The organism is Luteimonas chenhongjianii, assembly GCF_002327105.1.
GTDB classification, from domain to species: Bacteria; Pseudomonadota; Gammaproteobacteria; order Xanthomonadales; family Xanthomonadaceae; genus Luteimonas; species Luteimonas chenhongjianii.
In genome coordinates this window covers 2,911,892-2,936,454 of record NZ_CP023406.1, presented here as the reverse complement: position 1 = coordinate 2,936,454, position 24,563 = coordinate 2,911,892, and the positions used below count along the sequence as shown (strand labels likewise).

At 70.3% G+C, this 24,563-nt stretch carries 23 protein-coding genes and 1 pseudogene; 15 read left to right on the top strand and 9 right to left on the bottom strand.

Annotation, left to right across the window (positions count from 1 at the left end):
* From mutY to ftsY, 3 genes are read right to left on the bottom strand one after another with little or no spacing between them, the layout of a single operon-like run.
* On the bottom strand, positions 1-1,080 hold the full coding sequence (mutY, locus tag CNR27_RS13270) for an A/G-specific adenine glycosylase (RefSeq protein WP_096299487.1): 1,080 nt from the start codon (positions 1,078-1,080) through the stop codon (positions 1-3).
* A complete protein-coding gene (locus CNR27_RS13265; RefSeq protein ID WP_096299485.1) occupies positions 1,077-2,381 on the bottom strand; it encodes an AsmA family protein in 1,305 nt (434 codons plus the stop codon). Before CNR27_RS13265 ends, mutY begins: the two co-directional genes overlap by 4 nt.
* Positions 2,378-3,670: a signal recognition particle-docking protein FtsY gene (gene ftsY / locus CNR27_RS13260; RefSeq protein WP_096299483.1), complete on the bottom strand. Its 1,293-nt coding sequence runs from the start codon at positions 3,668-3,670 to the stop codon at positions 2,378-2,380. The genes CNR27_RS13265 and ftsY overlap by 4 nt, the downstream gene beginning before the upstream one ends.
* Positions 3,671-3,751: 81 nt before the next feature.
* On the opposite strand from ftsY, the gene rsmD reads away from it, so the two are divergent.
* From rsmD to CNR27_RS13225, 7 genes are all read left to right on the top strand, one after another.
* Entirely contained in the window at positions 3,752-4,348 is a 597-nt protein-coding gene (rsmD, locus tag CNR27_RS13255; protein WP_245815639.1) for a 16S rRNA (guanine(966)-N(2))-methyltransferase RsmD, read from the top strand.
* A 72-nt stretch (positions 4,349-4,420) separates the two neighbouring features.
* On the top strand, positions 4,421-4,915 hold the full coding sequence (gene coaD / locus CNR27_RS13250; protein ID WP_096299479.1) for a pantetheine-phosphate adenylyltransferase: 495 nt from the start codon (positions 4,421-4,423) through the stop codon (positions 4,913-4,915).
* A 40-nt stretch (positions 4,916-4,955) separates the two neighbouring features.
* Positions 4,956-5,507, top strand: coding sequence for a hypothetical protein (locus CNR27_RS13245; RefSeq protein WP_096299477.1), 552 nt, complete (start codon positions 4,956-4,958; stop codon positions 5,505-5,507).
* Between the two features lie 155 nt (positions 5,508-5,662).
* Positions 5,663-5,917 (top strand): YfhL family 4Fe-4S dicluster ferredoxin, encoded by a 255-nt coding sequence (locus CNR27_RS13240; RefSeq protein WP_096299475.1) that lies wholly within the window; start codon positions 5,663-5,665, stop codon positions 5,915-5,917.
* Complete coding sequence (gene ggt / locus CNR27_RS13235; RefSeq protein ID WP_096299473.1) at positions 5,914-7,698, top strand: gamma-glutamyltransferase; 1,785 nt, start codon at positions 5,914-5,916, stop codon at positions 7,696-7,698. Before CNR27_RS13240 ends, ggt begins: the two co-directional genes overlap by 4 nt.
* Positions 7,699-7,741: 43 nt before the next feature.
* On the top strand, positions 7,742-8,647 hold the full coding sequence (locus CNR27_RS13230; protein WP_096299471.1) for an MBL fold metallo-hydrolase: 906 nt from the start codon (positions 7,742-7,744) through the stop codon (positions 8,645-8,647).
* Positions 8,644-9,051, top strand: coding sequence for an MAPEG family protein (locus CNR27_RS13225; protein ID WP_096299469.1), 408 nt, complete (start codon positions 8,644-8,646; stop codon positions 9,049-9,051). The genes CNR27_RS13230 and CNR27_RS13225 overlap by 4 nt, the downstream gene beginning before the upstream one ends.
* A gap of 209 nt (positions 9,052-9,260) precedes the next feature.
* Here CNR27_RS13225 and lpxH read toward each other — a convergent pair whose 3' ends face one another.
* A complete protein-coding gene (gene lpxH, locus CNR27_RS13220) occupies positions 9,261-10,007 on the bottom strand; it encodes a UDP-2,3-diacylglucosamine diphosphatase (protein WP_096299467.1) in 747 nt (248 codons plus the stop codon).
* An 80-nt stretch (positions 10,008-10,087) separates the two neighbouring features.
* Here lpxH and gltX point away from each other — a divergent pair, with 80 nt between their 5' ends.
* Together gltX and CNR27_RS13210 are read left to right on the top strand one after the other, a co-directional pair.
* On the top strand, positions 10,088-11,500 hold the full coding sequence (gltX, locus tag CNR27_RS13215; RefSeq protein WP_096299465.1) for a glutamate--tRNA ligase: 1,413 nt from the start codon (positions 10,088-10,090) through the stop codon (positions 11,498-11,500).
* Between the two features lie 267 nt (positions 11,501-11,767).
* Positions 11,768-12,268, top strand: coding sequence for a transcriptional repressor (locus tag CNR27_RS13210; protein WP_096299463.1), 501 nt, complete (start codon positions 11,768-11,770; stop codon positions 12,266-12,268).
* Positions 12,269-12,502: 234 nt separating this feature from the next.
* Here the strand turns inward: CNR27_RS13210 and CNR27_RS13205 are convergent, their stop codons facing one another.
* Positions 12,503-14,755 carry a TonB-dependent receptor gene (locus CNR27_RS13205; RefSeq protein ID WP_096299461.1) on the bottom strand — a complete coding sequence of 751 codons (2,253 nt, stop codon included), beginning with the start codon at positions 14,753-14,755 and terminating at the stop codon, positions 12,503-12,505.
* Positions 14,756-14,826: 71 nt separating this feature from the next.
* Between CNR27_RS13205 and CNR27_RS13200 the strand changes: the two genes are divergently transcribed.
* Positions 14,827-15,222, top strand: coding sequence for a MerC domain-containing protein (locus tag CNR27_RS13200; RefSeq protein ID WP_096299459.1), 396 nt, complete (start codon positions 14,827-14,829; stop codon positions 15,220-15,222).
* A gap of 104 nt (positions 15,223-15,326) precedes the next feature.
* The gene (locus CNR27_RS13195) at positions 15,327-15,509 is read left to right on the top strand and encodes a 30S ribosomal protein THX (RefSeq protein WP_096299457.1); all 183 of its coding nucleotides are present in this window, start codon (positions 15,327-15,329) and stop codon (positions 15,507-15,509) included.
* 83 nt (positions 15,510-15,592) lie between these two features.
* Here CNR27_RS13195 and hutI read toward each other — a convergent pair whose 3' ends face one another.
* Positions 15,593-16,813, bottom strand: coding sequence for an imidazolonepropionase (gene hutI, locus CNR27_RS13190; RefSeq protein ID WP_096299455.1), 1,221 nt, complete (start codon positions 16,811-16,813; stop codon positions 15,593-15,595).
* The gene (locus CNR27_RS13185; protein WP_096299453.1) at positions 16,803-17,009 is read right to left on the bottom strand and encodes a hypothetical protein; all 207 of its coding nucleotides are present in this window, start codon (positions 17,007-17,009) and stop codon (positions 16,803-16,805) included. The genes hutI and CNR27_RS13185 overlap by 11 nt, the downstream gene beginning before the upstream one ends.
* A 62-nt stretch (positions 17,010-17,071) precedes the next feature.
* Here CNR27_RS13185 and CNR27_RS13180 point away from each other — a divergent pair, with 62 nt between their 5' ends.
* The 4 genes and pseudogenes from CNR27_RS13180 (at position 17,072) to CNR27_RS13165 (ending at position 22,186) form a co-directional block, all read left to right on the top strand.
* Complete coding sequence (locus tag CNR27_RS13180) at positions 17,072-18,319, top strand: formimidoylglutamate deiminase (protein ID WP_096299451.1); 1,248 nt, start codon at positions 17,072-17,074, stop codon at positions 18,317-18,319.
* Positions 18,320-18,530: 211 nt separating this feature from the next.
* On the top strand, positions 18,531-20,186 hold the full coding sequence (locus CNR27_RS13175) for a serine hydrolase (RefSeq protein ID WP_179948187.1): 1,656 nt from the start codon (positions 18,531-18,533) through the stop codon (positions 20,184-20,186).
* 10 nt (positions 20,187-20,196) lie between these two features.
* The gene (locus CNR27_RS13170) at positions 20,197-21,423 is read left to right on the top strand and encodes a sensor histidine kinase (protein WP_245815634.1); all 1,227 of its coding nucleotides are present in this window, start codon (positions 20,197-20,199) and stop codon (positions 21,421-21,423) included.
* Positions 21,420-22,186, top strand: a pseudogene (locus tag CNR27_RS13165) (LytR/AlgR family response regulator transcription factor). Before CNR27_RS13170 ends, CNR27_RS13165 begins: the two are co-directional and overlap by 4 nt.
* A gap of 98 nt (positions 22,187-22,284) precedes the next feature.
* Here CNR27_RS13165 and CNR27_RS13160 read toward each other — a convergent pair.
* Both CNR27_RS13160 and CNR27_RS13155 read right to left on the bottom strand, forming a co-directional pair.
* On the bottom strand, positions 22,285-22,824 hold the full coding sequence (locus tag CNR27_RS13160; protein WP_096300661.1) for a methylated-DNA--[protein]-cysteine S-methyltransferase: 540 nt from the start codon (positions 22,822-22,824) through the stop codon (positions 22,285-22,287).
* Positions 22,821-24,368 carry a DNA-3-methyladenine glycosylase 2 gene (locus CNR27_RS13155; RefSeq protein WP_096299445.1) on the bottom strand — a complete coding sequence of 516 codons (1,548 nt, stop codon included), beginning with the start codon at positions 24,366-24,368 and terminating at the stop codon, positions 22,821-22,823. Before CNR27_RS13155 ends, CNR27_RS13160 begins: the two co-directional genes overlap by 4 nt.
* Between the last annotated feature and the right edge of the window lie 195 nt (positions 24,369-24,563).

The window sequence follows — 24,563 nt, the reverse complement described above, 5'->3', positions numbered from 1 at the left end:
TCAATCCTCCTGGGCGACGCGCGGCGCGAGCAGCAGCGTGCGGATCGGGGCGGGGATGCCGAGGGTCGCGAGTTCGTCGCGGGCCACCCAGCGCAGTCGGTCATTGTCGCGCACGTGATGGCGCGCGGCGAGGCCGGACCAGTGCAGCGGCTGCAGGCGAAGACGGAAATGGGTGAACCCGTGCTGGACCGGCTGCAGGCGGCTCGGCGAATCGACATCCACCGGATCGACGATTCCGGGTGACTGCGCGGCCAGCCAGTCCAGCGCCTGTGCCTCGTCGGCGGCCTGCGGCAAGGACCACAGCGATGCCCAGACTCCCGTCGGCGGGCGCTTTTCGAGCAGCACGCGACCCTGGCCGTCCTCGAGCAGCAGCACGCTGGCCTCCCGTTCGGGCAGCGCCTTCGCAGGACGCGGGGTCGGCAGCTCGTCGACCCGGCCCTGGAGGAACGCGGCGCAATCGGCGTTGACCGGACACAGCAGGCAGGCGGGGTTGTGCCGCGTGCACAGGGTGGCGCCGAAATCCATCTGCGCCTGGGTGTAGTCGGCAAGGCGGTTCGCAGGCAGCAGGCCTTCGGCGATCGCCCACAACCGTGTCTCGACCTTCGGCTGGCCAGGCCAACCCTCGACCGCGTGGCGCCGCGCGAGCACCCGCTTGACGTTGCCGTCGAGGATCGCGAACGGATCCCCCCAGGCCTGCGACAGGATCGCGCCGGCGGTGCTGCGGCCGATGCCTGGCAGTTCCAGCAGGGCGACGGGATCGCGTGGCAGGTCACCGCCGTGCATGTCGACGCAGCGCTGCGCGGCCGCGTGCAGATTGCGCGCCCGCGCGTAGTAACCGAGTCCGGACCACAGCGCGAGCACGGTGTCCTGGGGCGCGCTGGCCAGCGCCTGCACATCGGGCAGCGCGGCGACGAAACGCTCGAAGTACGGAATCACCACCCGCACCTGGGTCTGCTGCAGCATGATTTCCGACAGCCACACCCGGTAGGGCGTGCGCGGGTGCTGCCAGGGCAGGTCGTGACGGCCGTGCACGTCGAACCAGGCGAGCAGACGGGTCGCGTAGTCGGCGTGCGCGTTCATGGGGCGAGATTTCCGCTGCCGTCGTCGATCGTGATCTCCACGCCCTCGAGCACAGCGCCACCGAGCTCCACGCGATCGGCGGTGAGGCGACCCTGCAGCGGCGGCAGCGGGCTGCCGCCCGTCGGCGCGGCGAGCCAGTCGAGCATCGCGGCGATGCGGACCTGGCCGACGAAGCCGGCACGGGGATGTTCCAGGCGCAGGGATATCGGCGCCGATGCATCCCGCGGGCCGGCGTAGCGCAACGCGAACGGCAGGGGCGCCACGTCGTCCGACAGCGGCGAAGGCAGCGCCGGCCACGCCTCGGGCCAGCGTTCCAGGCGGCCGTCCAGGGCGACGTCGAGCAGCTCGCCGAGCGCGATATGGCCGCCCGCAATCACCTCGGGCACCACGCCGGCACCGCGCAGCACGATCCCCAGCGGCGCCAGGCGCACTGCGTCGTCACCGCCGCCGGCATGCAGGTCGCCATGCAGACCGAGAACGAAGGGCAGGGGATCGGCATCGCCGTCGGGTTGCCAGCGGGCATCCAGCGCCAGGCGCAGTGGCGCCAGCACGAGGCCGGGTTTGGCGGGGTCGAGGCTGCGCGCCGCATCCAGCTGCAGGATGCTGTCGAGGCGTCCGCTGGGATGGAGCAGGGCCAGGCTGCCGAGGGCGTTCAAGGCGCGCGCATCGACCGCGCGATCGGCGCGTACCCGCAGGCCGAACAAGGCCTGCAAGGTGTCGACGTGGGCCGTGCCCGAGACCCGGGCGTCGATCGCGCGTTCCGCATGCAGCGCAGGCAGATCGAGCGTGAGCGCGTCGACATGCCAGCTGCCGCCCTCGAGGCGTCCGTCGCGAATGTGCACGCCGTCGCTGATCGTCGGCACCTTGCCGTCGCCCGGTGGCCGAGCGTCGAGCCAGCGCAGCAGCGTGGGCAGGTGCAGACGCGGGCTGTCGAGTTCGACGCGGGTGAGATCGAACTGCGCGCCGCGGCTGCGGATGGTCGACCAGGGCAGGGACAGCAATGCCCGCTCGGCCACCAGCATCGGCTCGCTGTCGTCGCCGGGAGCAAGCACCGTGACATTGCGCACGACCAGCTGCGGCGTGCCGCGCAGCCGGTATTCGACATCGCCGTCGAAGCCGACCCGCAGGCCCAGGGTCGGCTCCATGCGAGCCAGCAGCAGGCGCAGTGCGCGCTCGGGCGGCAGCATGATCTGCACCAGCAGCGCGAGCGCGATCAACAGCAGCAGTAGCCCCAGGAGGACGCGCAGCCAGCGCTGGCGCCGCGGCGCCGGAGTGGCCGGCGCCGGCGCTGCGGCACTCACGCCCCCAGCGTCTCCGGCAGCATCGCGTCGACGAAGGCTTCGGCGTCGAATACCCGCAGGTCTTCGGGACGCTCGCCGATTCCGGCGAAGCGGATCGGGATGCCGAACTCACGGGCCAGGGCGAACACCACGCCGCCCTTGGCGGTGCCGTCGAGCTTGGTGACGACCAGGCCGGTGACCTGCACCGCCGCATTGAACTGGCGCAGTTGCGACAGCGCGTTCTGGCCGGTCGTGCCGTCGATGACCATCAGGACTTCGTGCGGCGCGCCGGCGTCGATCTTGGCGAGTACCCGGCGGATCTTGCCGAGTTCGGCCATCAGGCCCTGCTGGGTATGCAGGCGGCCGGCGGTGTCGGCGATCAGCACGTCGGTGCCGCGCGATTTCGCCGCCTGCAGCGCGTCGAAGGCGACCGCGGCCGGGTCGGCGTCCTGGCCCTGGGCGACGACGCTCACGCCATTGCGTTCGCCCCAGGCCTTGAGCTGGGCGACGGCCGCCGCGCGGAAGGTGTCGCCTGCGGCCAGCATCAGTCCGTGGCCCTCGTCCTTGTAGCGCTTGGCGAGCTTGCCGATCGTGGTGGTCTTGCCGACGCCGTTGACCCCGACGGTCAGGATCACGAAAGGCCGCGCCGAGGCGTCGATCTCGAGCGGCTTGGCAACCGGCTTGAGCATGGCGACGAGGTCGGCGCGCAGTGCCTGCAGCAATGCATTCGCATCGACGAACGCCCGCGCCTTCATGCGCTTGCGCAGCGATTCGACGAGTTCGGTGCTCGCCGCGACGCCGACATCGGCGGTCAGCAGCGCGGTCTCGATCTCGTCGAGCAGATCGTCGTCGAGCTTGGGGTTGCGCGAGAACAGACCGCCGAAGCTGCGCGCAAGGGTGCTGCCGCCGAGGCGCTCGCGCCAGCCGGACTTGCCCGGCGCGGCGGCCGGCATCGTGCTGGCGAAGACATAGTCGGCCAGCGCTGCTGCCGGATCGACGAATGCCGGCGGAGCCGGCGCTGCAGGCGGCGGCGTGGTTTCGACCGCCGGCGTGAGGCCTGCGGGTGCATCGGCAGCCACCCCGTCCTCGCGCTGCGGCGCATCGGCGACCGGTGCGTCGACGCCCTCATCGGTGCCTGCCGGCGGTGATGTCGGCGGGTCCGCGACCGGCGGCTTCGGCACCGGCGGCGCAGGCGCGGGAGCGGTCGGCGGCGCGAACGCTGCAGCGATCTCTTCCGCACTGAGGCGGCGTCGGCCACCGTCGGTGACGGGCGTATCCGGGGTTTTTTCGCGCTTGAACCAGCTGACCATGCGGCGGTCGGGACGGGGATGGAGGAGAATGGCGCGCATGGTAGCACCCGCCTTTCAGCCGCCCCGTGTGGGCGCATCCGCTTGAACACGCCGCGCAACCGGCCGTCGAACACCGACCGGAACACCGGTCCGGGCAGCGTGCGGATCGTCGGTGGACGCTGGCGCGGCACGCGTCTGGATGTCCCCGCGGTCGTCGGCCTGCGCCCGACCTCCGACCGCGTGCGCGAGACCCTGTTCAACTGGTTGCAGCCGGCGTTGCCGGGCGCACGGGTACTCGATCTCTTCGCCGGTACCGGCGCGCTGGGGCTGGAAGCGGTCTCCCGTGGCGCGGCGCACGCCCTGCTGGTCGAACGCGACGCGGGACTTGTCGCAGCGCTCATTGCCACGGCGGCGCGCCTGCCCGGCGGTGATGCGGTCACGGTTCGTCGCGGCGACGCGCTGCAGATCGCAGCGGGCCTGCCTGCCGGCTCCGTCGACCTCGCCTTCGTCGATCCGCCGTTCGCCGCCGATCTGTGGCGGCCCGCACTCGAAGCGCTGGCACCGGCGATGGCGGCCGACGCCTGGCTCTACGTGGAATCGTCCAGCGCGCAGCCGGCATTCCCCGGCGGAGCATGGCGCCTGCATCGCGAGCTGCAGACCCGCGAGGCGCACTGCGCGCTGTACCGGCGCGACGGCTGATGCGCGCGGGCGGCGCTGCTACACTTGCGGCCCGCGCACCGACGCCCCCGAATCCGACAGCGAACGCAAGCCATGAGTGCGAGCCGCAACCGCATCGCCGTCTATCCCGGGACCTTCGATCCGATCACCAACGGCCACGTCGACCTCGTCGACCGGGCCGCGCCGTTGTTCGAGACGCTGATCATCGGCGTGGCCGAAAGTCCGGCCAAGCGGCCGGCGATGACGATGGACGAGCGGGTGGAGCTTGCGCGCGAGGCGCTCGCGCACCACGCCAATATCCGGGTCCTCGGCTTCGATTCGCTGCTCGCACATTTCGTGCACAAGGTCGGAGCCGGCGTGCTGCTGCGCGGCCTGCGCGCGGTTTCGGATTTCGAGTACGAGTTCCAGCTCGCCAGCATGAACCGCCATCTGATCCCCGACGTCGAGACCCTGTTCCTGACGCCCGCCGAGCAGTACGGCTTCATCTCCTCCACGCTGGTGCGCGAGATCTCGCGCCTCGGCGGCGACGTGTCGGGCTTCGTGCCCGCCGCGGTCGATCGCGCTTTGCGCAAACAAACGCAACGCTGACGTTGCCCACCTGAAACGCTACAGAAAAGAGGGAAATCCCATGAAGTCCATTACCCGTGCGCTGCTGATCGCCTGCCTGGTCCTGCCGGTGATCGCCTGTGGCAAGAAGGAGGAAACGCAGGAGGTCGAAGTCGTGGCGGTCGCGGTGCCGACCACCGAAGACAAGGTCGCCTGGAACGCCTATCTCAACGACGTGGCCGGCCGCCACATGGAAGGCATCAACAACTCGCCCTATGTCTATCTGGTGCCGCCGCCGGCCGCGGCCGCGACCGATGCCCCGCCTGCGGACGTCACGACCACCGATGCTGATCCGACCCTGTCGACGCCGGTAGACGGCGCCTACGAGCGCCTGCTCGAGAAGGCCCAGCAGGACGTTGCCCGCGGCATCACCCGCGGCAACCTGCTGATCTTCGCGGGTCTGGATTCGGCCCGTACCGCCGATCTCGTCGTCGCGTCCTTTGCCCAGGTCGGCGCCGGCACGATGAACGGCGTGCGCGTGCTGTTCATCGGCAACGCGGCTGACAGCGACCGGGTCAAGGCCGTCGTCGAGCCCACCGGTTCGGAATACGTGTTCATCGACACCGCGGGCTGATCGCGCTCGCGGCGGCCGCCTTCGCGCCCGCCGTTTGATCCACAACGCCACCGTGCCCAGGCACGGTGGCGTTTTCGTGTCCGCGCCCACAACAGGGGCGGAGCGCGTTCCACAACTGGAACACCAGTTGCGCAGGTGGCCCGTACAATGCGCACATGTCTCTGAAGATCAACGAGCTCTGCGTCAATTGCGACGTCTGCGAGCCCGCCTGCCCGAACCAGGCCATCGCCCAGGGCGAGACCATCTACGTGATCGATCCGGCGCGCTGTACCGAATGCGTCGGCCATTTCGACGAGCCGCAATGCGTGGTCGTCTGCCCGGTCGAATGCATCGACCCCGATCCCGATATCCCCGAAACCCAGGTGCAGTTGCTCGCCAAGCTGGCGCGCCTGCGGCAGGAGGCGTCATGACGCGTGCCCGTATTCCGTTAGCCGGGATGCCGGCATTGCTGCTGTCGTTGTTGCTGCTGGCGGTCGCGCCGTCGTGCGCGCGCGACGTCCGCGCGCCGGACGTTCCCGCTCCGGTCACATCGGTCGCTCCGGCGACGCCGCCGGGCAATGCGGTCGCCTCGGCGCATGCGCTGGCGACCGAAGCCGGCCTGCAGATCATGCGCGAAGGCGGCAACGCCTTCGATGCCGCGATCGCGACGTCCGCAGTGCTGTCGGTGGTCGAGCCGATCTCGTCGGGGCTGGGCGGCGGCGGCTTCTTCCTGCTGCACGATGCGAAGACCGGCCGCGACATCTTCATCGACGCGCGCGAGACCGCGCCGGCCAGCGCGCATGCCGACCGCTACCGTGACGTGAACGGCGAGTTCGATCGCGACCGGGCCGAGAACGGCCCGTGGTCTGCGGGAATTCCGGGCCTTCCGGCCGCGTTCGTGCATGTCGCCGAACGTTATGGCGCCCTGCCGCTGTCGCAGTCACTGGCGCCGGCGATCCGCATCGCCGAGGACGGCTTCCCGGTCTATGGCCGTCTCGCCCGCGGTTACCAGTCGCGGCGCGCGGTGATGGAACGCTACCCCGGCACCCGCGCGGTGTTCCTCGCCGACGGTCGTGCCCCGCAGGAGGGCGACACGTTCCGCCAGCCCGATCTGGCGCGGACGCTGCGCCTGCTGGCCGAGCGCGGTTTCGACGGCTTCTACCGCGGCGAGACCGGCGGCAAGCTCGTCGCTGGCGTGAATGCCGAGGGTGGCCAGTGGACCGCGGAGGACCTCGCCGCCTACAAGGTGATCGAACGTGAGCCGATCCGCTTCCGGTACCGCGGCTGGACCGTGACCACCGCGCCGCCACCGTCTTCGGGTGGCATCGCCATGGCGCAGATGCTGCAGATCCTCGAACCCTATGATCTGCCGGCCATGGACGATGCCGCGCGTGCGCATCTGGTGGTCGAATCGATGCGCCGCGCCTTCCGCGACCGCACCTTCTATCTGGGCGACCCCGATTTCGTCGACATTCCGCAGCGCACCCTGCTCAGCCGCGACTATGCCGGCGGCTTGCGCGCGACGATCAACCCCGACAGGGCGACGCCGAGCGAGCTGTTGTCGGGCAAGCCGACACCGCTGGAAGACGAGGAGACCACGCACTTCTCGATCGTCGACGCCGCCGGCAACCGGGCGGCCGTCACGCAGACGGTGAACCTGCTGTTTGGCAGCGGCCTGGTCGCGCCGGGCACCGGCGTGCTGCTCAACAACGAGATGGACGATTTCGCGCTGCAGCCCGGCGTGCCGAACGCGTTCGGCGTGATGGGTTTCGATGCCAACGCGCCCGCGCCGGGCAAGCGTCCGCTGAGTTCGATGACGCCGACGTTCCTCGAATCGGACGAGCGGGTGGCCGTGCTCGGCACGCCCGGCGGCAGCCGCATCATCACGATGGTGCTGCTGGGCATCCTCGGCTACGACGCCGGCCTCGGCGCGCAGGCGGTCGCGGCGCTGCCGCGCTACCACCACCAGTGGCTGCCGGACAGCATCTCGGCCGAGTCCGACACGTTCTCAGCCGACACCGCCGCGAAGCTGCGCGCTCTCGGTCATGCCGTCGATCTGCCGGGTGACCGCGCTGCGGGTGGACGCGGGTCGAGCCATGTCTGGGGCAACCTGCAGACGATCGAGTGGAACCGCGCCGAAGGCAGCCTCAGTGGCGGCAGCGACCCGCGCAATCCGGTCGGCGCCGCGAAGGTGGAGGCGGTCGCGCGCTGATGCCCGGCCTACAATCGCTGCAGGATCCGGCGGGGAGGGGCGCATGAAACTGTGGTCGATCGAAGGTAATTCGCAGAAGCTCGACGGCGGTTCGATGTTCGGCAACGCGCCGCGCGCGATGTGGACGAAGTGGGCCACGCCCGACGATCTCAACCGTATTCCGCTGGCGACGCGCGGGCTGCTGGCCACACCACTCAACGGCAAGACCGTGCTGTTCGAGACGGGCATCGGCGCGTTCTTCGAGCCCAAGCTGCGCGAGCGCTTCGGCGTGCAGGAAGACCGGCACGTGCTGCTGGATTCGCTGCGCGCCGCCGGTTTCGAGCACACCGACATCGATGTCGTCGTGCTCAGCCACCTGCACTTCGACCACGCCGGCGGCCTGCTGGCGCCGTGGGAGGAAGGGCGGGCGCCCGAGTTGCTGTTCCCCAATGCGACCTTCGTGCTCTCGACGCCGCACTGGCTGCGGGCGCAGCGCCCGCATCCTCGCGACCGCGCGAGCTTCATTCCCGGGCTCTGTGAACTGCTGGAGGCGACGGGGCGGCTGGAGTTCGTCGAAGGCGCGCGCGCGCCGTCGCTGGGCGATGCGGTGCGCTTCCATCACAGCGATGGGCATACGCCTGGAATGATGCTGGCCGAGATCCTGGGCCCCCGCATGCAGGACGACGGTCTGGCCCACGGCGGGGTGGTGTTCTGCGCCGATCTCGTGCCCGGGCTGCCCTGGGTGCACGTGCCGATCACCATGGGCTACGACCGCTACCCGGAACTGATCATCGACGAGAAGCTGGGCTTTCTCGCCGACATGGCCGCGCGCGAGGTGCGCCTGTTCCTGACCCATGATCCCGGTACCGCGCTCGCGCAGGTGGTGCGGGGCGACGACGGGCGCTTCTCGGCCACCCGTACCAGCGCGACGCTGATCGCGCGGGAGCTGCATGCGGAGGCCTCGTCATGACGCCGCGCATCTCCCTGTTGATCGCATCGCTGCACGTGCTGCTCTATCTGGCGCTGACGCTGCGCGTGATCCTGCACCGCAGGGCGCACGCGATAGGCCTGGGCACGGGCGGCGACGCGGTGCTGACCCGCAAGGTGCGCGTGCACGGCAACTTCAGCGAATACGTGCCGCTGGGGCTGCTGATGCTGGCGCTGCTGGAACTGGCGGCGACGCCGATTCCACTGCTCTGGGCGTTCGGGATCGCCCTGCTGCTCGCGCGCGTGCTGCACGCGATCGGGCTCGGTGGTTCTGCCGGCTACTCGTTCGGGCGCTTCAGCGGCGCCCTGCTGACCTTCGCCACCCTGGTCGCCATGGCACTGCTGGGCGTCTGGCGCTTCGCCGCGGGTGCCATGCTCGTGGCCTGAGAACGTCCTGAAACCGACGGCATGCCGCGTCGTGGAGCTGCTTGTCGGGGTGCTGCCAAGTGCGTGTAGATAAAGCGCGATGCTGCAGGCGCGCGAACGGCGCGGCGGCAGCGCGAGCGCGGGCATGCACCGTCGACGCAGATGCGGAGCGACCGCTCCGGGCCCGCGCCGCATCCTGCGGGCCTTCTGACCGCCCGGCAGCGGAGTTTCTAGCGGGCTTCAGACAGCGCCGACAGTTCGAGCCGCCCGTCGGCGTGCGCCCGCAATACCGACCCCTGCTCGAACCAGTCGCCGAGCACGATGCGCCGACAGTCCCGGTCGCCGACACGCAGCGTATGGATCGCCGGCCGGTGGGTGTGGCCGTGGATCATCGTGTCGATGCCGTAACGCACGAACCACTCGTAGACCGTGGCCGGTGCGACGTCGGTGACGCTTTCCATCGTGCCGGCGCCGCGCAGTGCAGCCGCGCGGGCCTGGCTGGCGTCGCGCGCCTGCTGGGCGAAGGCCAGGCGCACCGGCAGCGGTTGCGCGAGCATCTGCGCCTGCCATTGCGGGTTGCGCACCTGCGTGCGCACGGCCTGGTACTCGACATCGCCCGTGCACAGCAGGTCGCCATGGGTTAGCAGCACCGGGCGGCCGTAGAGATCGATCACCGCCGGGTCCGGCAGCAGGGTCATGCCGGCGCGGCGCGCGTACTCATGGCCGACGAGGAAGTCGCGGTTGCCGTGCATGAAGACGACCGGCACGCCTGCGGCCTTCAGCGCGGCCAGGTGCCGGGCGACCGCGGCCCCGGCTTCCGACGGATCGTCGTCCCCGACCCAGGATTCGAACAGGTCGCCGAGGATGTACAGCGCATCGGCCTCGCGGGCCTCGCCGTCCAGCAACGCCAGGAACAGGGCGGTGATCTCCGGCCGCGCAGGATCCAGGTGCAGGTCGGAGATGAAGAGCGTGGTCATGGCGACATTGTAATCCGGCCGCCGGGGCCGACCGGGTGCGCCGGTTAGAATGCGCACTGTTCCCGCACCGAGCTTCGCGCATGTCCTGCCGCACCCGTTTCGCCCCCAGCCCCACCGGTTACCTGCACATCGGCGGCGCACGCACCGCGCTGTACTGCTGGCTGGAGGCCCGCAGGCGCGGCGGTCAGTTCGTGCTCCGCATCGAGGACACCGATGCCGCGCGCAGCACCCAGGCGGCGATCGACGCCATCCTCGAGGCGATGGGCTGGCTGGGCCTGGACTACGATGAGGGTCCGATCTACCAGACCCACCGGTTGGACCGCTATGCCGAGGTCGCCGAGCAGCTGGTGGCCGCCGGCAAGGCCTACTACGCCTACGAATCGAAAGCCGAGCTCGATGAGATGCGCGAGGCGGCGATGGCCGCCGGCGAGAAGCCCCGTTACAACGGCGCCTATCGCGATCGCAACGAAGCCAAACGCGACGATCCCAACCGGGTGATCCGGCTGAAGAATCCGCTCGAGGGCACGGTGGCCTGGGAGGACAAGGTCAAGGGCCGCATCGAGATCGCCAACAGCGAGCTCGACGATCTGGTGATCTTCCGTCCCGACGGCTATGCCACCTACAACTTCGCGGTGGTGGTCGACGATCTGGACATGGGCATCACCGATGTCGTGCGCGGCGACGATCATGTCAACAACACGCCGCGCCAGATCAACATCTACCGCGCGCTCGGCGCGGATGTGCCGGCGTTCTCGCACCTGCCGATGATCCTCGACGAGCAGGGCGCCAAGCTGTCCAAGCGCACCGGCGCCGCCGATGTCATGCAGTACCGCGATGCCGGCTATCTGCCGCATGCCCTGCTCAACTATCTGGTGCGGCTGGGCTGGTCGCATGGCGACCAGGAGATCTTCTCCATTACCGAGATGCAGCAGCTGTTCGACCTCAAGGACGTCAACGCCAAGGCGGCGCGGCTGGACATGGCCAAACTCGGCTGGCTCAACCAGCAGTACCTGAAATCCGACGATCCGGCCGAAGTTGCAGCGCACCTGGAATGGCATCTGCGCAAGGACGGCTACGATCTCGCCAGCGGCCCGGCGCCGGTCGATGTGGTGCTGGCCCTGCGTGACCGCGTGCAGACGCTCAAGGACATGTCCGAACGCGCGGCGGTCTGGTACCGCCCGCTCAGGACCTATGACGACAAGGCCGTCGCCAAGCACCTGAAGGCCGAATCCCGCGCACCGCTGGTGGATGTGCGCGCGCGTTTCGCAGCCTTGCCGGCCTGGAACGTCGAGGCCATCGACGCGGCATTCCGCGAGACGGTCGAGACGCTGGGGCTGGGCATGGGCAAGGTCGCGCAGCCGCTGCGCGTGGCCATTACCGGCACGCAGGTGAGCCCCGACATCGGCCACACGGTGTATCTGGCCGGGCGCGATCAGGCGCTGGCGCGCATCGACGCGGCGATCGCGATGCTGCCGCAGGGGGACGCGGCCTGAGCCGAGGCTGCGCTAGCCGCTGAGTCTGTCGTGCGGCGCAAGTCCTTTGGAGCTGCGCCGCGACAACACTGCCAGTGCCTGGCTTGTCTGGCCCCGAGTTGCGCAGACCCGCGGGCGCCTGACGGTCTGCGGGCAATCGCTGTCCGCGGCCAACGCGACGGCCGCCCGTGGGTGAGACCAGGATTCCGCTGGAAGCCGCACGCCAGGCGTCGGCGGCGGCGTTCAGGCGCGCTTGAGTCCCCGCCGCCCCGCACTCATCATGGATGCATGGCCACGCACGCCCACCCCTGCACCGATCCGCATCATCACGTCGACGACGCCGCCGGTTTCATCGGCGCGGTGGAGCGTGCCTGCGGCGAACGCGGGCTGCGGCTGACGCCGATCCGGGCGTATGTGCTGGGCCTGATCGCAAGGGCGGGGCGGCCGCTGAAGGCCTACGACCTGCTGGACCAGGTGCGCGAGGGCGATGGCCCTGGCGCCGCGGCGCCGCCGACGGTCTATCGCGCGCTGGATTTCCTGCTGGCCAATGGCTTCATCCACAAGCTGCAGTCGGTCAACGCCTTCGTGGCCTGCCACCACCCGAGCACGGCCCAGCACTCGGTGCCGTTCCTGATCTGCGACCGCTGCCACAGCGCGGTCGAACTCGAGGACGAGGTGGTCGTCGGCGCGCTGGACGCGCGTGCGCGCGCGCTCGGCTTCGTTCCTCAGGCGCAGACGCTGGAAGTGCACGGCCTGTGCGCGCAATGCGCGGACGCCGCAAGCGCCTGACCCGACTTCGGGCGCAGCAGGCGGTGCATATGCCGAGCGGCGATCGGCCCATCGCCTGACGGGCCGCGAATCTCATCAACGCCCGTGGCGGGACAGCACGCGTGCCTGCGCGCTGGGGCATGCCCCCAACGACGCCGCGTACCGAAATGAAAAAGCCCCGCTGCCGGAGGCCGGAGCGGGGCGGAGACGACACAGGTCAAGGGCGAGCGATCTGGACCGCCGGGGGTTCCCGGGTCAGAAGAACACGCGGACCCCGCCGGCGACCATGCGCCCCGGCAGCGGCGCGAAATCGCGCAGCAGCGAGGTGTGCGGGCGGGCTTCGCGATCCGTCAGGTTGCGACCGTCGAGGAACAGTTCCCACTGGGTGCCGTCGGCCTGGCCCAGGCGCCAGGCGATACCGGCATTGACCAGGGTGTAGCCGGGGCTCGGATCTTCCAGCGCCGCAACGCGGTCCTGCTTCTGGTAGCGCACCGCGCCGGCGTGCGCCCGCAGGCCTCCGAGCGTCCAGTTGATGTCGGCGCCGAAGCGCGACGGTGCGATCCGCGGGAGATTGCCGCCCATCTCGATGTCGGCATGGTAGTGGTGGCCGTGGTCGCCATGCGGCACATCGAAATGCACGTGACGCGTGCCGCTGCCGTCGAGTTGCGCGCGCACGATGTCGCCGAACACCCGCAGGTCGAAATCGCCAGCCTCCGACTCGACGAGGTGGAACTTCGCTTCGGCTTCCGCGCCGCGGAAGGTCGCATCACCCTGGGTCCACAGCCGCACCGGGAACCCGTCTTCGGCCACGCCGGTGTCGGCGAGGTAGGTGTAGCGCTTGAACTTCGTCTGGTAGACCGCGGCCTTGAACTCGACGCGGTCGGTGTGCGCATGCAGGCCCACTTCAAGGCGCTGGCCGCGCTCGGTGTCGAGGTCGGCGTCGCCGATCTCGATCGAACGGGTCGCGATGTGCGGGCCGGCCGCGAACAGTTCTTCGTTGCTCGGCGCGCGCTCGGAGATGTCCGCACCGAAGCGCAGGTCGAATGTCTCCGACAGATGCCAGATCGCCGCGCCCGACAGGCTGCTCGCGTCGAACTTGCGCCCCTCGCCTGCGGCCGGATCGATCTCGACACGCTCGTGGCGGCCGCCGAATTCGAGCTTCACCGGGCCGAAGTCCTTCTCCTGCACGACGAACAGACCCAGGGTGTCGGTCACGCTCGGCGGCACGAAGGCTTCTTCGCCGACCGCGCTGAAATCGACATGGCCCACCTGCAGGCCGAAGGCGCCGTCCCAGCCGTTGAAGGTGTTCTGCACTGCTTCCAGGCGCGCCTCGGTTCCCTTGTTGGTGAAGCGCGTGGCAGCCAGGCCGCCTTCGAGTTCGACGTGCTCGTAGTCGTTGTGGGCGGCGCGCAGGTTCAACGCCCTGAGGAACGGCAGCGGATCGTAGATGCCGCCCTTGAGATCGATGCGGTTCTGCGCGAGATCGATGCGGACCGGGCCGTCTTCATGACCGTGCTCGTCCTCGCCATGGCCATGCCCATCGTCGTGGTCGTGCCCGTGGTCGTGCCCGTGACCATGGCCATGGTCGTGTCCGTCGTCGCCTTCGGCGTGGGCGTGGGCACCGTCGGGCAGTCCGTAGTTGGTGCGGTAGGTGCTCAGCGCGACGCCCAGATGGCCACGCGCGCCGAACCAGGTCGCGCCGACTGCGCCGGCGCGCGTACGGATCGAGCTGTTGGGCAGGGTGCCGTAGGCGTTCTCTTCCTCGCCGTGCCCATGGTCGTGGTCATGGTCATGTCCGTCATCGTGCCCATGGTCGGGACCGTCCGGCACCTGCGCGAAACCCGGGATGTCGAAATCGCCCGTGTTGCGGATCAGGCCGTCGACATGCAGCACGAGGTTGTCCCCGCTGACGCCGTCGAGGCGGAACATGCCGCTGCGCTCGTCGTTGCCGCTGCCTGCGCGCAACTCGGCGCGGCCGCTGAGGGGGCGATCGGGCACTTCGCGCGCGATGCGTCCGTCGACGACGTTCACCGCGCCGCCGATCGCGCCGCTGCCGTAGAGCAGGTTGGCCGGGCCCTTGAGCACCTCGATCTGGTCGGCGAGGAAGGGCTCGATGCCGACGGCGTGGTCGGCGCTGACCGTCGAGGCGTCCATGCTGCCGATCCCGCCGGAGAGCACCTGCACCCGCGGGCCTTCCTGGCCACGGATGATCGGTCGACCCACGCCGGTACCGAAGAAGCCGCTCTGCACGCCCGGGAGCGAGGACAGCGTGTCGCCCAGATTACCGGCCTTGCGGTCCTCGAGCGCATCCCCGTGCAGCACCTCGATCGGATGGGCCAGGTCCTCGGCGTCGCCACCGAGTGGCGTGGCGGTGACCTCCACCCGCTCGAGCGTGGTCGGGTGGGCGTGCGTCTGGCTCTGGTTCTGCGCGAGCGTGGTCGCGGCTGGCAGCAGCAGCGCCACGGAGATGGCCAGGCGTGAACGGCGCGGCATGAAGCGGTGGGGCATGGCTGGAGTACACTGGAGAACGAGGAGCGAATGTTATAATGTCACGCAAATCCCCGCACCCCCCAGAAGACATGGCTGCCCAAGATTCCGCCCTTCGACGCGCAGACCGCGTCGGGTTCGCCGCCTCGTTCCTGTGTGCGATCCATTGCGCGCTGTTTCCGATCCTGCTGGCGCTACTGCCGGCATTCGGTCTGAATCTGGGGGGATGGATCGATCTGGACCAGGCCTTCGTCGTGTTCGCGACCCTGCTCGGCGCGACCACGCTGACGCTGGGATGGCGGCGCCATCGCGCGTTCCGCGCATGGGCCCTGCTGCTGCCGGGCCTGGCGCTGGTCTGGGCGGGATCGTTCAGCCAGTTGCACGACCACACCATCGGCCATGCACTAGTCATGACGATCGGGGGGCTGCTGCTGGCCGGCGCGCATCTGCTGAACCTGCGGCTGGCCCACGCCCACCGCGTCGGTTGAACGGGAGACCGGTTCCGACCACGTGCTAGAATCCGCGGTCCAGTGCGCCGGAGCGGTGCACTTGCGTCCAACATATCAACACGCAGCATTCCAGGAGCACAGCAATGGGCAAGGGCGACCGCAAGACCCTCAAGGGCAAGCGCTACAATTCAAGCTACGGCAATTCCCGTTCGAAGGGTCTGGTCAAGGCGACGGGCACCGCGACCGCGCCGGTCGTGAAGAAGGCCGGCAGCAAGACGGTTGCCAAGGCGCCGGCGAAGAAGGCAGTGGCCAAGAAGGCCGGCTGAGTCTTCCAGCCTCTGCGCCTATTGAAAGCCCCGCATCCGCGGGGCTTTCGCGTTATGGAGCGGGCGCCCGGGCGCGGCCGGGTTCAGGCCAGCCGCTGGCCACCGGCGAATGACATCGTCAGCAGCGGGCCGCCGAGCCAGTAGGCGAGTTCGGCCGGATGCGCCAGTTTCCAGCAGGCGAAATCGGCGCGCTGGCCTACGGAAAGTCGCCCGCGATCGGTGAGTCCCAGCGCCTGCGCCGCGTGCACGGTGGCGCCGCGCAGCGCGTCCTCCGGGGTGAGGCGGAAATGCGTGCAGGCCAGTTGCATGGCCTGCCGTAGCGAGAGCAGCGGCGAGGTGCCGGGGTTGCAGTCGGTCGCGATCGCCATCGGCACGCCGGCGCGGCGGAACGCAGCGAGCGGCGGCAGCGTGGTCTCGCGCAATACATGGAACGCGCCGGGCAGCAGGACAGCGACCGTGCCGGCCCGCGCCATCGCGGCGACGCCAGCTTCTGATGTGTATTCGACGTGGTCTGCCGAAAGCCCGCCGAATTCGGCGACCAGCGCCGCGCCCGCGCCATCGCTGAGCTGATCGGCGTGCAGCTTCACCGGAAGCCCCAGCGCGTGCGCCACTTCGAACACGCGCCGCGTCTGCGCTGCGCTGAAGGCGATGCGCTCGGCGAACGCATCCACCGCATCGACCAGGCCTTCGTCGTGCAGCCGCGGCAACCAGCCGCAGACCGCCTGGATGTAGTCGTCGCTGCGCCCCGCGAATTCCGGCGGAAGTGCATGGGCGCCGAGGAACGTGGTACGCACGGTGATGCCGAGCAGCTCGCCGATGCGGCGCGCGACGCGCAGCATCTTGCGCTCGTTGTCGAAGTCGAGGCCGTAGCCGGATTTGATTTCCAGCGTGGTCGCGCCGTCGGCCACCAGGGCACGCGCGCGTGGCAGCGACTGGGCGAGCAGGGTGTCCTCGTCGGCTGCGCGCACGGCGCGTACCGTCGAGACGATGCCGCCGCCGGCGCGTGCGATCTCCTCGTAGCTGGCCCCCTGCAGGCGCTGTTCGAACTCCGCGGCACGGTTGCCTGCGAACACGACGTGGGTGTGGCAATCGATCAGGCCGGGGGTGACCAGGCCGTCCGTCTCGATGACCAGGTCGGTGCGCGCCTCGATGTCTTGCGGAAGTCCGGCACGCGGGCCGGCGTAGGCGATCACCCCGTCACGCCAGCCGAGCGCGCCGTCTTCGATCAGGCCATAGCCGGTGTCGTCGGCCAGCGTGGCGAGCGTTGCGCCGAGCAGCAGGCCGTCCCAGCGCTCAGTTGCCATCGCCGCCTCCGTTGAGACCCGCAAGTCCACCGCTGTCGACGCGATCGGTGCGGGTGGCGGGCAGGTCGCCCGCAACCGTCCAGCCGCTGGCGCCTGACGCAGACGGTCTTGCGTCGAGATGCGCGGCCGCCGCGAGCACCGGCAGCGTGAGCCCCGCACGGACGACCGGGGCCGCGATGAGGATGGCGTTCGGCATCTGCTTCCTGTGCGCGCTTGGAGTGACGGGTTAGCCTAACGCACCGCCCGAGGAACCTTCCGATGCGAGATGCCGACACGCCGCATGTGCAGCGCACGCCCGCAGGCTGGCGCCTGCCCGGGATCGCCAATCTGCATTCGCACGCGTTCCAGCGGGCGATGGCGGGGCTGGCGGAAGTGCAGACCGATCCGGCGGATTCCTTCTGGACCTGGCGCGAGACGATGTACCGGATGGCGGCGCGTTTCGATCCGGGCCTGCTGCGCGCAGTGGCCACGCAGTTGTACGTGGAGATGCTCGAGGCCGGCTACACCACGGTGTGCGAATTCCATTATCTGCACCACGCGCCGGACGGCGCCGCGTATGCGCCCGCTACCGCGATGGCGGATGCGTTGATCGCGGCCGCGCACGACACCGGAATCCGCCTGACCCTGCTGCCGGTCCTGTACATGGCAGGCGGTTTCGACGGCCGTGCGCTCGGGGCGCGCCAGCGCCGCTTCGGCCACGCGGTCGATGGCTATCTGCAACTGTTCGAGGACCTGCACGCGCGCCAGGGCGAGCACCTGCGCGTCGGCTGCGCGCTGCACAGCCTGCGCGCGGTGCCGGCCGAGGCGATGCAGGCGGTGCTTGCGGCTCTGCCCGCCGATGCCCGGGTGCATATCCATATCGCCGAGCAGGTCGCCGAAGTCGACGAATGCGCGGCCATGCGCGGCGCGCGACCGGTCGCCTGGCTGCTCGACCACGCGCCGGTCGATGCGCGCTGGACCCTGGTGCATGCGACCCATCTCGACGCGGCCGAGGTGGCAGGCATTGCCCGCAGTGGCGCCACCGTCGCGATCTGTCCGACCACCGAGGCCAACCTCGGCGACGGCCTGTTTCCACTGCGGGCGTATCTCGATGCCGGTGGCGCCTGGGGCATCGGTTCGGATTCGCATATTTCGGTGTCGCCGGTCGAGGAGCTGCGCTGGCTCGAGTACGGCCAGCGACTGGTCGCGCGACGCCGCAACATCGCCGTTGGCAGCGCCACGCCGAGCGTGGGCGCAACCCTATTCGATGGTGTGCAGGCGAGCGCTGCCGCCTCGACCGGCTTCACCTCGCGCGAAGACGCCGTGGTCCTCGATGCCGCGGCGCCGGTGCTGGCTGGCGCAACCGCAGACGACGTGCTCGACCGATGGGTGTTCTCCGGCAACCGGCCGCTGGTGCGCGAGGTGCACGTGGGCGGCCGCCGGGTCGTTGCGGATGGTCGGCACGCGCTGCACGAGGACGCCGCGCGCGACTACGCCGACGCGATGCGCAAGCTGCTGGCCGACTAGCGCAGCGGCAGGCGCACTGGCGCTGTTCGCACGCACGGCCAGATGGACCTCGCGGTTGTGTAGCCCGATCCGCGCCATGCCCGTGGACGATTCCCGCCATGCATCCCGCCTGCGCGCATTCCGTCGTGCGATCCGATGCGTTCGTCGCAAACCCCGGCGCGCCCGATGCCGGGCGAAGAGCATGGCAACATCCCAGACAGGAGGCCCTGACATGTTGCCGAACGCACTGACTCTCGCCGCGCTGCTCACCTTGAGCGGCGGCGCATCCGCGATGACCGACGCCGCGCTCGCGGAGACCGTCGACCGGCGCCTCGCAGGCGACCGCACCGGCGCGTGCTTCGCGGTCGCGGTGGTCGAACGCGACGCCGTGGCCCGCGCCTACCGCTGCGCCGATGGCGCCGCAACGCCGCGCATCGGCGCCGACAGCGCGTTCGAGATCGGCTCGGTCAGCAAGACCATGACCGCCGCCCTGCTCGCCCAGCTGATCGGACAGGGCCGTGCCTCGCTCGATGATCCGCTTGCAAGCCTGCTGCCGGAGGGCACGCCGGTCCCGACGTTCGATGGCCAGCCGATCCTGCTGCGCCATGTCGTCACCCATACCTCGGGCCTGCCCGCGCTGCCGGCGAGGATGCAGGTCACCGATGCCGCCGATCCTTACGCCGCACTGACCCCGGAGGCGTTGCTGGCTTCGCTCGGCGACGTGACCCTGTCGCGCGCGCCCGGATCGCAGTTCGAATATTCGAATTTCGCATCGATGCTGCTGTCGTACGCGGTCGCGCGCCGCGCCGGCCAGCCGCTGGAAACCCTGCTGCAGGAGCGCCTGTTCGCGCCGCTCGGGATGACCGGGGCGCATCTCGCGCAAACGCCGTCGCATGTGCGCGCGGCGGCGGGCCATCTGCCCAATGGCGAGGCGACGTCGGCCTGGACCATTCCCGGCGACATGGCCGGGGTAGGGGGCGTGCGTGCCACGCTCGACGACATGGTGCGCTACGTGCAGGCGCAACTCGGCCAGGCGCCCGGCGCCGACGCCGGACCCGTGCTCGCGTCATTGCGGGCCACGCAGCAGCCGGTTTCGCAGCAGCCGCCGATGGCGATGAACTGGATGATCGTGCCGCTGGCCGGAAGGCAGGTGCTGATGCACGAAGGTGGTACCGGCGGCTTCTCGTCGCTGGTGGGGTTCGATCCGGCGCAGGGCCGCGGCGTGGTGGTGCTGTCGGATACCGCGCTGACCGCGCTCGGCGGACTCGGTGGACTCGGCGCGCATCTGCTCGAGCCATCGATGCCGGTCAGCCCGCCGCGCAGGCTGGCGACGCCGCCGGCCGAGCTCGTCGATGCGCTGGTGGGCACGTGGCAACTCGGCCCCGGCCTGCAGGTGGAACTCGCGCGCAAGGGCGATGGCCTGACGATCCATCCGGTGGGACAGCCGGTCTTCGAACTTGCCTACGACGATGCCGGCGATTTCTTTCCCGTGCGTTTCGATGCCCTGCTGTCGCCGAGGCGTGCGTCCGACGGCAGCTACAGCTTCGTCTGGCACCAGGGCGGCGGCGCCATGCCGGCAACGCGGGTGCGCGCGGCGGCGGAGCCCGCGCAAGGCCGGGCCGAGGCGACGCCGGTCGCGGCGCTGTCGGATTACGCGGGTGTCTATCCGCTGGCGCCGGGGTTCGCGCTGACGATCGACCAGGCCGATGGTGAGCTGCGGGCCCAGGCCACCGGACAGGGTGCTTTCACGCTCACGCCGTCGAAGGCGGATGTCTTCGAAGCGCCTGCGTACGGCATCGAGCTGCGCTTCGAGCGCGACGCTTCCGGCGCGGTCATCGCGCTCGACCTGCACCAGGGCGGGCGGGTCACACGCGGCGAGCGCGACTGAAGGCCGCGCAGTGACCGAGACCACGGTGCCGCTCTACCAGCCCTTGCCCGACAGTGTCGTCGTCGGCGGAAACCTGCTGTGGACCCGCTACCGGCGCTATCCGGTGTTCAGTCTGCCGTGGCTCGGTGGACGGATCCTGCTGTTCGGCAGCGTGATCGCGGTGTTCTCGCTGCTGACCCTGCTGGGCACCTTGCTGTCGCCGGCGAGCGTGCGCGGCGCGCTGACGGCGACGGCCTACACCTTCTTCGGCTTCCTGCTGATCACCACCGCCGGTCCCGCGTTCGCCACTGCGGTCAGGCACATGCGCCTGCCGCTGGCCCGGGAACGCGTGGGCGTGGTGATCGCGCTGTGCACCGGCATCGGCGTGTCCTGGGTGGTGGATTCATGGGCCAGCGCGCGCATCAACGAATTCCTGGTCTCGGAGATGGGCAAGGGCGTCATCGATATCGACGCCGCGCGGCGCGAGGCGGGGACCGCCGCGATGCAGGCGGTCTCGGTGGTGATCAGGCTGCTTACCCTCGGGCTGATCTACGGCCTGCTGGGTGGCGGGGCGGCGTTGCGGGCGTACTTCCTCGAGCAGGGGCGCCTGTCCGAGAGCCGCCACCGCAGCGAACTGGCGCAGGCACAGTCCCAGCGCCGCGAGTCGGAGCTGCGGCTCGCGGCGCTGCAGGCCCAGGTGGAGCCGCATTTCCTGTTCAACACGCTGGCTTCGGTGCGTGCACTGGTGCGGCAGGACGCCTCGCGCGCGGAAGCCACGCTCGATGCACTGGTCGACTACCTGCGCACGACCATCCCGCGCCTGCGCGATGGCGAGGCCGGCCTGCGCGCGACGCTCGGTGACCAGCTCGACATCTGTGCGCGCTACCTGGAAGTGATGCGCCTGCGCACCGCCGACCGCCTGCGCTACACGATCGAGGCCGACGATTCGCTGCGCGCGCTGCCCTATCCGCCGCTGCTGTTGATCACCCTGGTCGAGAACGCGATCAAGCACGGCATCGAACCCAGGCCCGGCGCAGGCCACGTGTGCCTGCGCGCGTGGCGCGAGGCCGACCAGCTCTGCGTGGCCGTGACCGATGACGGCGCGGGCCTGCAGCCCGGCATCGGCGGCGGCATGGGGCTGGCCAACGTGCGCGAACAACTCGCGGCGCGCTACGGCGCGCGGGCGAGCCTGCAGCTGTCGGGCGCCGTCACCGGCGGCGCGCGCGCCGAAGTGCGCACGCCACTGGAGGGCGGATGAGCGCGAACTCCTGCGTCACCGCGCTGCTCGCCGAAGATGAAGCGCCGCAACGTGCTGCGCTGCTCGCCATGCTCGAGACCGCCTGGCCCGGGCTCGACATCGTGGCCGCATGCGAGGACGGCATCGCCGCGTTGCAGGCCACCGCCGAACACCGGCCGCGGGTCGCCTTCCTCGATATCCGCATGCCTGGCGTCGGCGGGCTCGATGTCGCGCGTGCAGTCGTCGCCGGCGGGGGCTGGTCGTGTTCACCACGGCCTACGACGAATACGCGATCCGCGCGTTCGAGGCCGGCGCCGTCGATTACCTGCTCAAGCCCATCGTGCCGGCGCGCCTGGGGCTGGCGGTCGAACGCCTGCAGGCGCGCCTGCGGCAGGCGCCGCGCGACGACATGCAGGCGGTGATCGAGCTCGAGGCACGCCTGCGCCCGCAGGGTGAGCGGCAGATCCGCTGGATCAGCGCGAGCGTCGGCGACCACGTGCGCATGATCGGCATCGACGAGGTGCTGTTCTTCCAGGCCCAGGACAAGTATGTCCGCGTGGTCACCGCGGACGGCGAGGCCCTGATCCGCACGCCGGTCAAGGAGCTGCTGGCCGGGCTCGATCCCGACGCCTTCTGGCAGGTGCATCGCGGCACCCTGGTGCGCGTGTCGTCGATCGACCGCGTGCGCCGCGACGAGTTCGGCAAGACCCGGATCAGCCTTCGCGGGCATCGCGAGTCGCTGCCGGTCAGTGCGGCCTTCGTGCACCGCTTCCGCGGCATGTGACCCTGCCTCCGGCAGCATGCGGGCGTGCCCCGACACGCTTCAGCGGGTATCGAAGCGGCCACGGGACGCCCCGTACCCGCAGGGACGGTTGCCGCCCATCAATCGCGCGCGTCGCCATCCCCGCCGGCAAACAGGTCGTCGCGCGGCCTTGCACCCTCCAGTGACAACAGGAAGGCCTTGGTCGGAAGTCCGCCCCCGAAGCCGGTGAGCAGCCCGCCGGCACCGATGACGCGATGGCAGGGCACGACGATCGACAGGGGGTTGCGACCATTCGCCGCGCCGACCGCGCGCGATGCCGTCGGCCTGCCGATCGACCTCGCCAGTGCGACGTAGCTCGCGGTGGCGCCGAAGGGGATGCGCGTCAGCGCCTGCCAGACCACCTGCTGGAACGGCGTGCCGTGCGCGGCGAGCGGCAGGTCGAACTTGCGGCGTCGGCCGGTGAAGTACTCGTCCAGTTGCTGCTGCGTCGCATCGAGCACGGGGTGCGCGCCCTCGCGCCAGTCGTCGTTTCGGCGCACTGGATGCCTGGCCGACTCGAATTCGATCGCATGCAGGCCGGCGCCGGACGCGACCAGGAACAGGGGGCCGACAGGGCTGCCGATGGTGCGGGTGAAGACCGGGGCCGGATAGGGAGTCATGTGCGTCTCCGGGTTGCGGACGTGCGAACGGGCGCCGGACCGGGCGCGCGCGCGGGCACCGTCGTCGCGGCCTCGCGCCACAGGTGGAAGACCGCATAGCCGCGCCAGGGGTGCCAGGCATCGGCGTGCGCCCGCAACGCGTTGGCGGTCATGCGCGTGCCATCGGTCGGAAGGGTTTTCTGCAGCACCAGGTCTTCGGCGGGAAAGGCATCCGGATGGCCGAGTGCGCGCAGGGCGATGTACTGAGCGGTCCACGGGCCGATGCCGGGCAGCGCGACCCAACGCGCGACGAAATCGTCGAGCGTGCGCGAGCGGTCGGAATCCACCCGGCCATCGAGCAGGGCGGCGGCGATGCCGCGGATCGTCGCGATGCGGCTGCCGATCAGGCCAAGGCCGTCGAGGTCGGCATCGACCAGCGCTGCCGGGGTCGGGAACAGGTGCGCGAATCCGCGCGCGGCAATTGCCTCAGGCAACGGCGCGCCGAAGCGTTGCGAAAGCCGCGCGGTCAGCGTGCGCGCCGCCGCGACACTCACCTGCTGGCCGATCACCGCGCGCACCGCGATCTCGAAGCCATCCCAGCCACTGGGCAGGCGCAGGCCGGGTCGCGCGCGGAGCAGTGGCGCAAGGCGCGTGTCGCCCGCCAGATGCGCGGCAATGACACCCGGGTCCGCGTCGAGGTCGAACATCCTGCGCACGCGCTGCACGGTGTCCTGCATCCGCGCGGGCGGGCAGCCGTGCAAGCTCAGCCGCAATGCGCCGGGGGCCGGCTCGCTCCGGGTTGCCGGCCAGGCATCCACGCGCAGCCAGCCGGGAGCTTCGGCCGGGCCGATGACGCGGCTGTAGCTGCTCCCGTCGACAAGTTCGATACCGGGCAGGGCGCGGCCGCGCAGGAAGTCCAGCATCGCCGGCAGATCGTAGGGTGGCCGGTAGCCGAGCCGCAGCGTCAGTGCATCGCCATGCGCATGCTGCGGCGGCGCCCTGCGCAGCTCGCGCGGCGGCATGCGATAGGCGGCCTGGAACACCGAATTGAAACGCCGCAGGCTGTTGAAGCCCGACGCGAGGGCGATCTCGGTGACCGGCAGCGCGGTTTCGGTCAGCAGCTGTTTGGCGAACAGCAGGCGACGCGTGCCGCGCACGCCGATCGGCGCGGCCCCAAGGCGTTCGACGAACAATCGCCGCAACTGGCGTTCGCCGACATGCAGGCGCGCTGCCAGCGCCGATAGCGGCTGCGCGTCCAGCGCGCCGGCATCGATCAGCGCGAGCGCGCGGGCGACGATGTGGTCGCCCCGGTGCCAGCTGCCATCGGCCGGAGAGAGCTCGGGCCGGCAGCGCAGGCAGGGCCGGAAGCCGTTGGCCTCGGCCGCCGCCGCATTGGGGTAGTAGACGACATTGCCCGCACGCGGCGGCGGTGCCGGGCAGACCGGGCGGCAGTAGATGCCCGTCGTGCGCACCGCGGTGAAGAAGAGCCCGTCGAAGCGCGCATCGCGACTCAGGCGTGCCTGTTCGCAGACGGCGGCATCGGGCAGGGCGGTCGGAGGCGACATGCGATGCAGGCTAGCACCGGGCCTGCGGCCGGACTGGCCGTTTTCGGACATGGATGTCGCAGCGTGCCTTGGGTGTTCCGCGAGTACCTGCCCTCACCCCAACCCCTCTCCCGGGGGGAGAGGGGCTCGATCAGAATCGGGCTGAAGGCCGCCCACCATGCCCACCGTCGCAGCGCATAAGCCCCTCTCCCTCCG

Excerpts from the sequence above, each read along its gene's own strand:
- mutY (WP_096299487.1), bottom strand. The coding sequence starts at position 1,080 with ATGAACGCGCACGCCGACTACGCGACCCGTCTGCTCGCCTGGTTCGAC.
- ftsY (WP_096299483.1), bottom strand. The coding sequence starts at position 3,670 with ATGGTCAGCTGGTTCAAGCGCGAAAAAACCCCGGATACGCCCGTCACC.
- coaD (WP_096299479.1), top strand. The coding sequence starts at position 4,421 with ATGAGTGCGAGCCGCAACCGCATCGCCGTCTATCCCGGGACCTTCGAT.
- CNR27_RS13245 (WP_096299477.1), top strand. The coding sequence starts at position 4,956 with ATGAAGTCCATTACCCGTGCGCTGCTGATCGCCTGCCTGGTCCTGCCG.
- CNR27_RS13240 (WP_096299475.1), top strand. The coding sequence starts at position 5,663 with ATGTCTCTGAAGATCAACGAGCTCTGCGTCAATTGCGACGTCTGCGAG.
- ggt (WP_096299473.1), top strand. The coding sequence starts at position 5,914 with ATGACGCGTGCCCGTATTCCGTTAGCCGGGATGCCGGCATTGCTGCTG.
- CNR27_RS13230 (WP_096299471.1), top strand. The coding sequence starts at position 7,742 with ATGAAACTGTGGTCGATCGAAGGTAATTCGCAGAAGCTCGACGGCGGT.
- CNR27_RS13225 (WP_096299469.1), top strand. The coding sequence starts at position 8,644 with ATGACGCCGCGCATCTCCCTGTTGATCGCATCGCTGCACGTGCTGCTC.
- lpxH (WP_096299467.1), bottom strand. The coding sequence starts at position 10,007 with ATGACCACGCTCTTCATCTCCGACCTGCACCTGGATCCTGCGCGGCCG.
- gltX (WP_096299465.1), top strand. The coding sequence starts at position 10,088 with ATGTCCTGCCGCACCCGTTTCGCCCCCAGCCCCACCGGTTACCTGCAC.
- CNR27_RS13210 (WP_096299463.1), top strand. The coding sequence starts at position 11,768 with ATGGCCACGCACGCCCACCCCTGCACCGATCCGCATCATCACGTCGAC.
- CNR27_RS13205 (WP_096299461.1), bottom strand. The coding sequence starts at position 14,755 with ATGCCCCACCGCTTCATGCCGCGCCGTTCACGCCTGGCCATCTCCGTG.
- CNR27_RS13200 (WP_096299459.1), top strand. The coding sequence starts at position 14,827 with ATGGCTGCCCAAGATTCCGCCCTTCGACGCGCAGACCGCGTCGGGTTC.
- CNR27_RS13195 (WP_096299457.1), top strand. The coding sequence starts at position 15,327 with ATGGGCAAGGGCGACCGCAAGACCCTCAAGGGCAAGCGCTACAATTCA.
- hutI (WP_096299455.1), bottom strand. The coding sequence starts at position 16,813 with ATGGCAACTGAGCGCTGGGACGGCCTGCTGCTCGGCGCAACGCTCGCC.
- CNR27_RS13185 (WP_096299453.1), bottom strand. The coding sequence starts at position 17,009 with ATGCCGAACGCCATCCTCATCGCGGCCCCGGTCGTCCGTGCGGGGCTC.
- CNR27_RS13180 (WP_096299451.1), top strand. The coding sequence starts at position 17,072 with ATGCGAGATGCCGACACGCCGCATGTGCAGCGCACGCCCGCAGGCTGG.
- CNR27_RS13175 (WP_179948187.1), top strand. The coding sequence starts at position 18,531 with ATGTTGCCGAACGCACTGACTCTCGCCGCGCTGCTCACCTTGAGCGGC.
- CNR27_RS13160 (WP_096300661.1), bottom strand. The coding sequence starts at position 22,824 with ATGACTCCCTATCCGGCCCCGGTCTTCACCCGCACCATCGGCAGCCCT.
- CNR27_RS13155 (WP_096299445.1), bottom strand. The coding sequence starts at position 24,368 with ATGTCGCCTCCGACCGCCCTGCCCGATGCCGCCGTCTGCGAACAGGCA.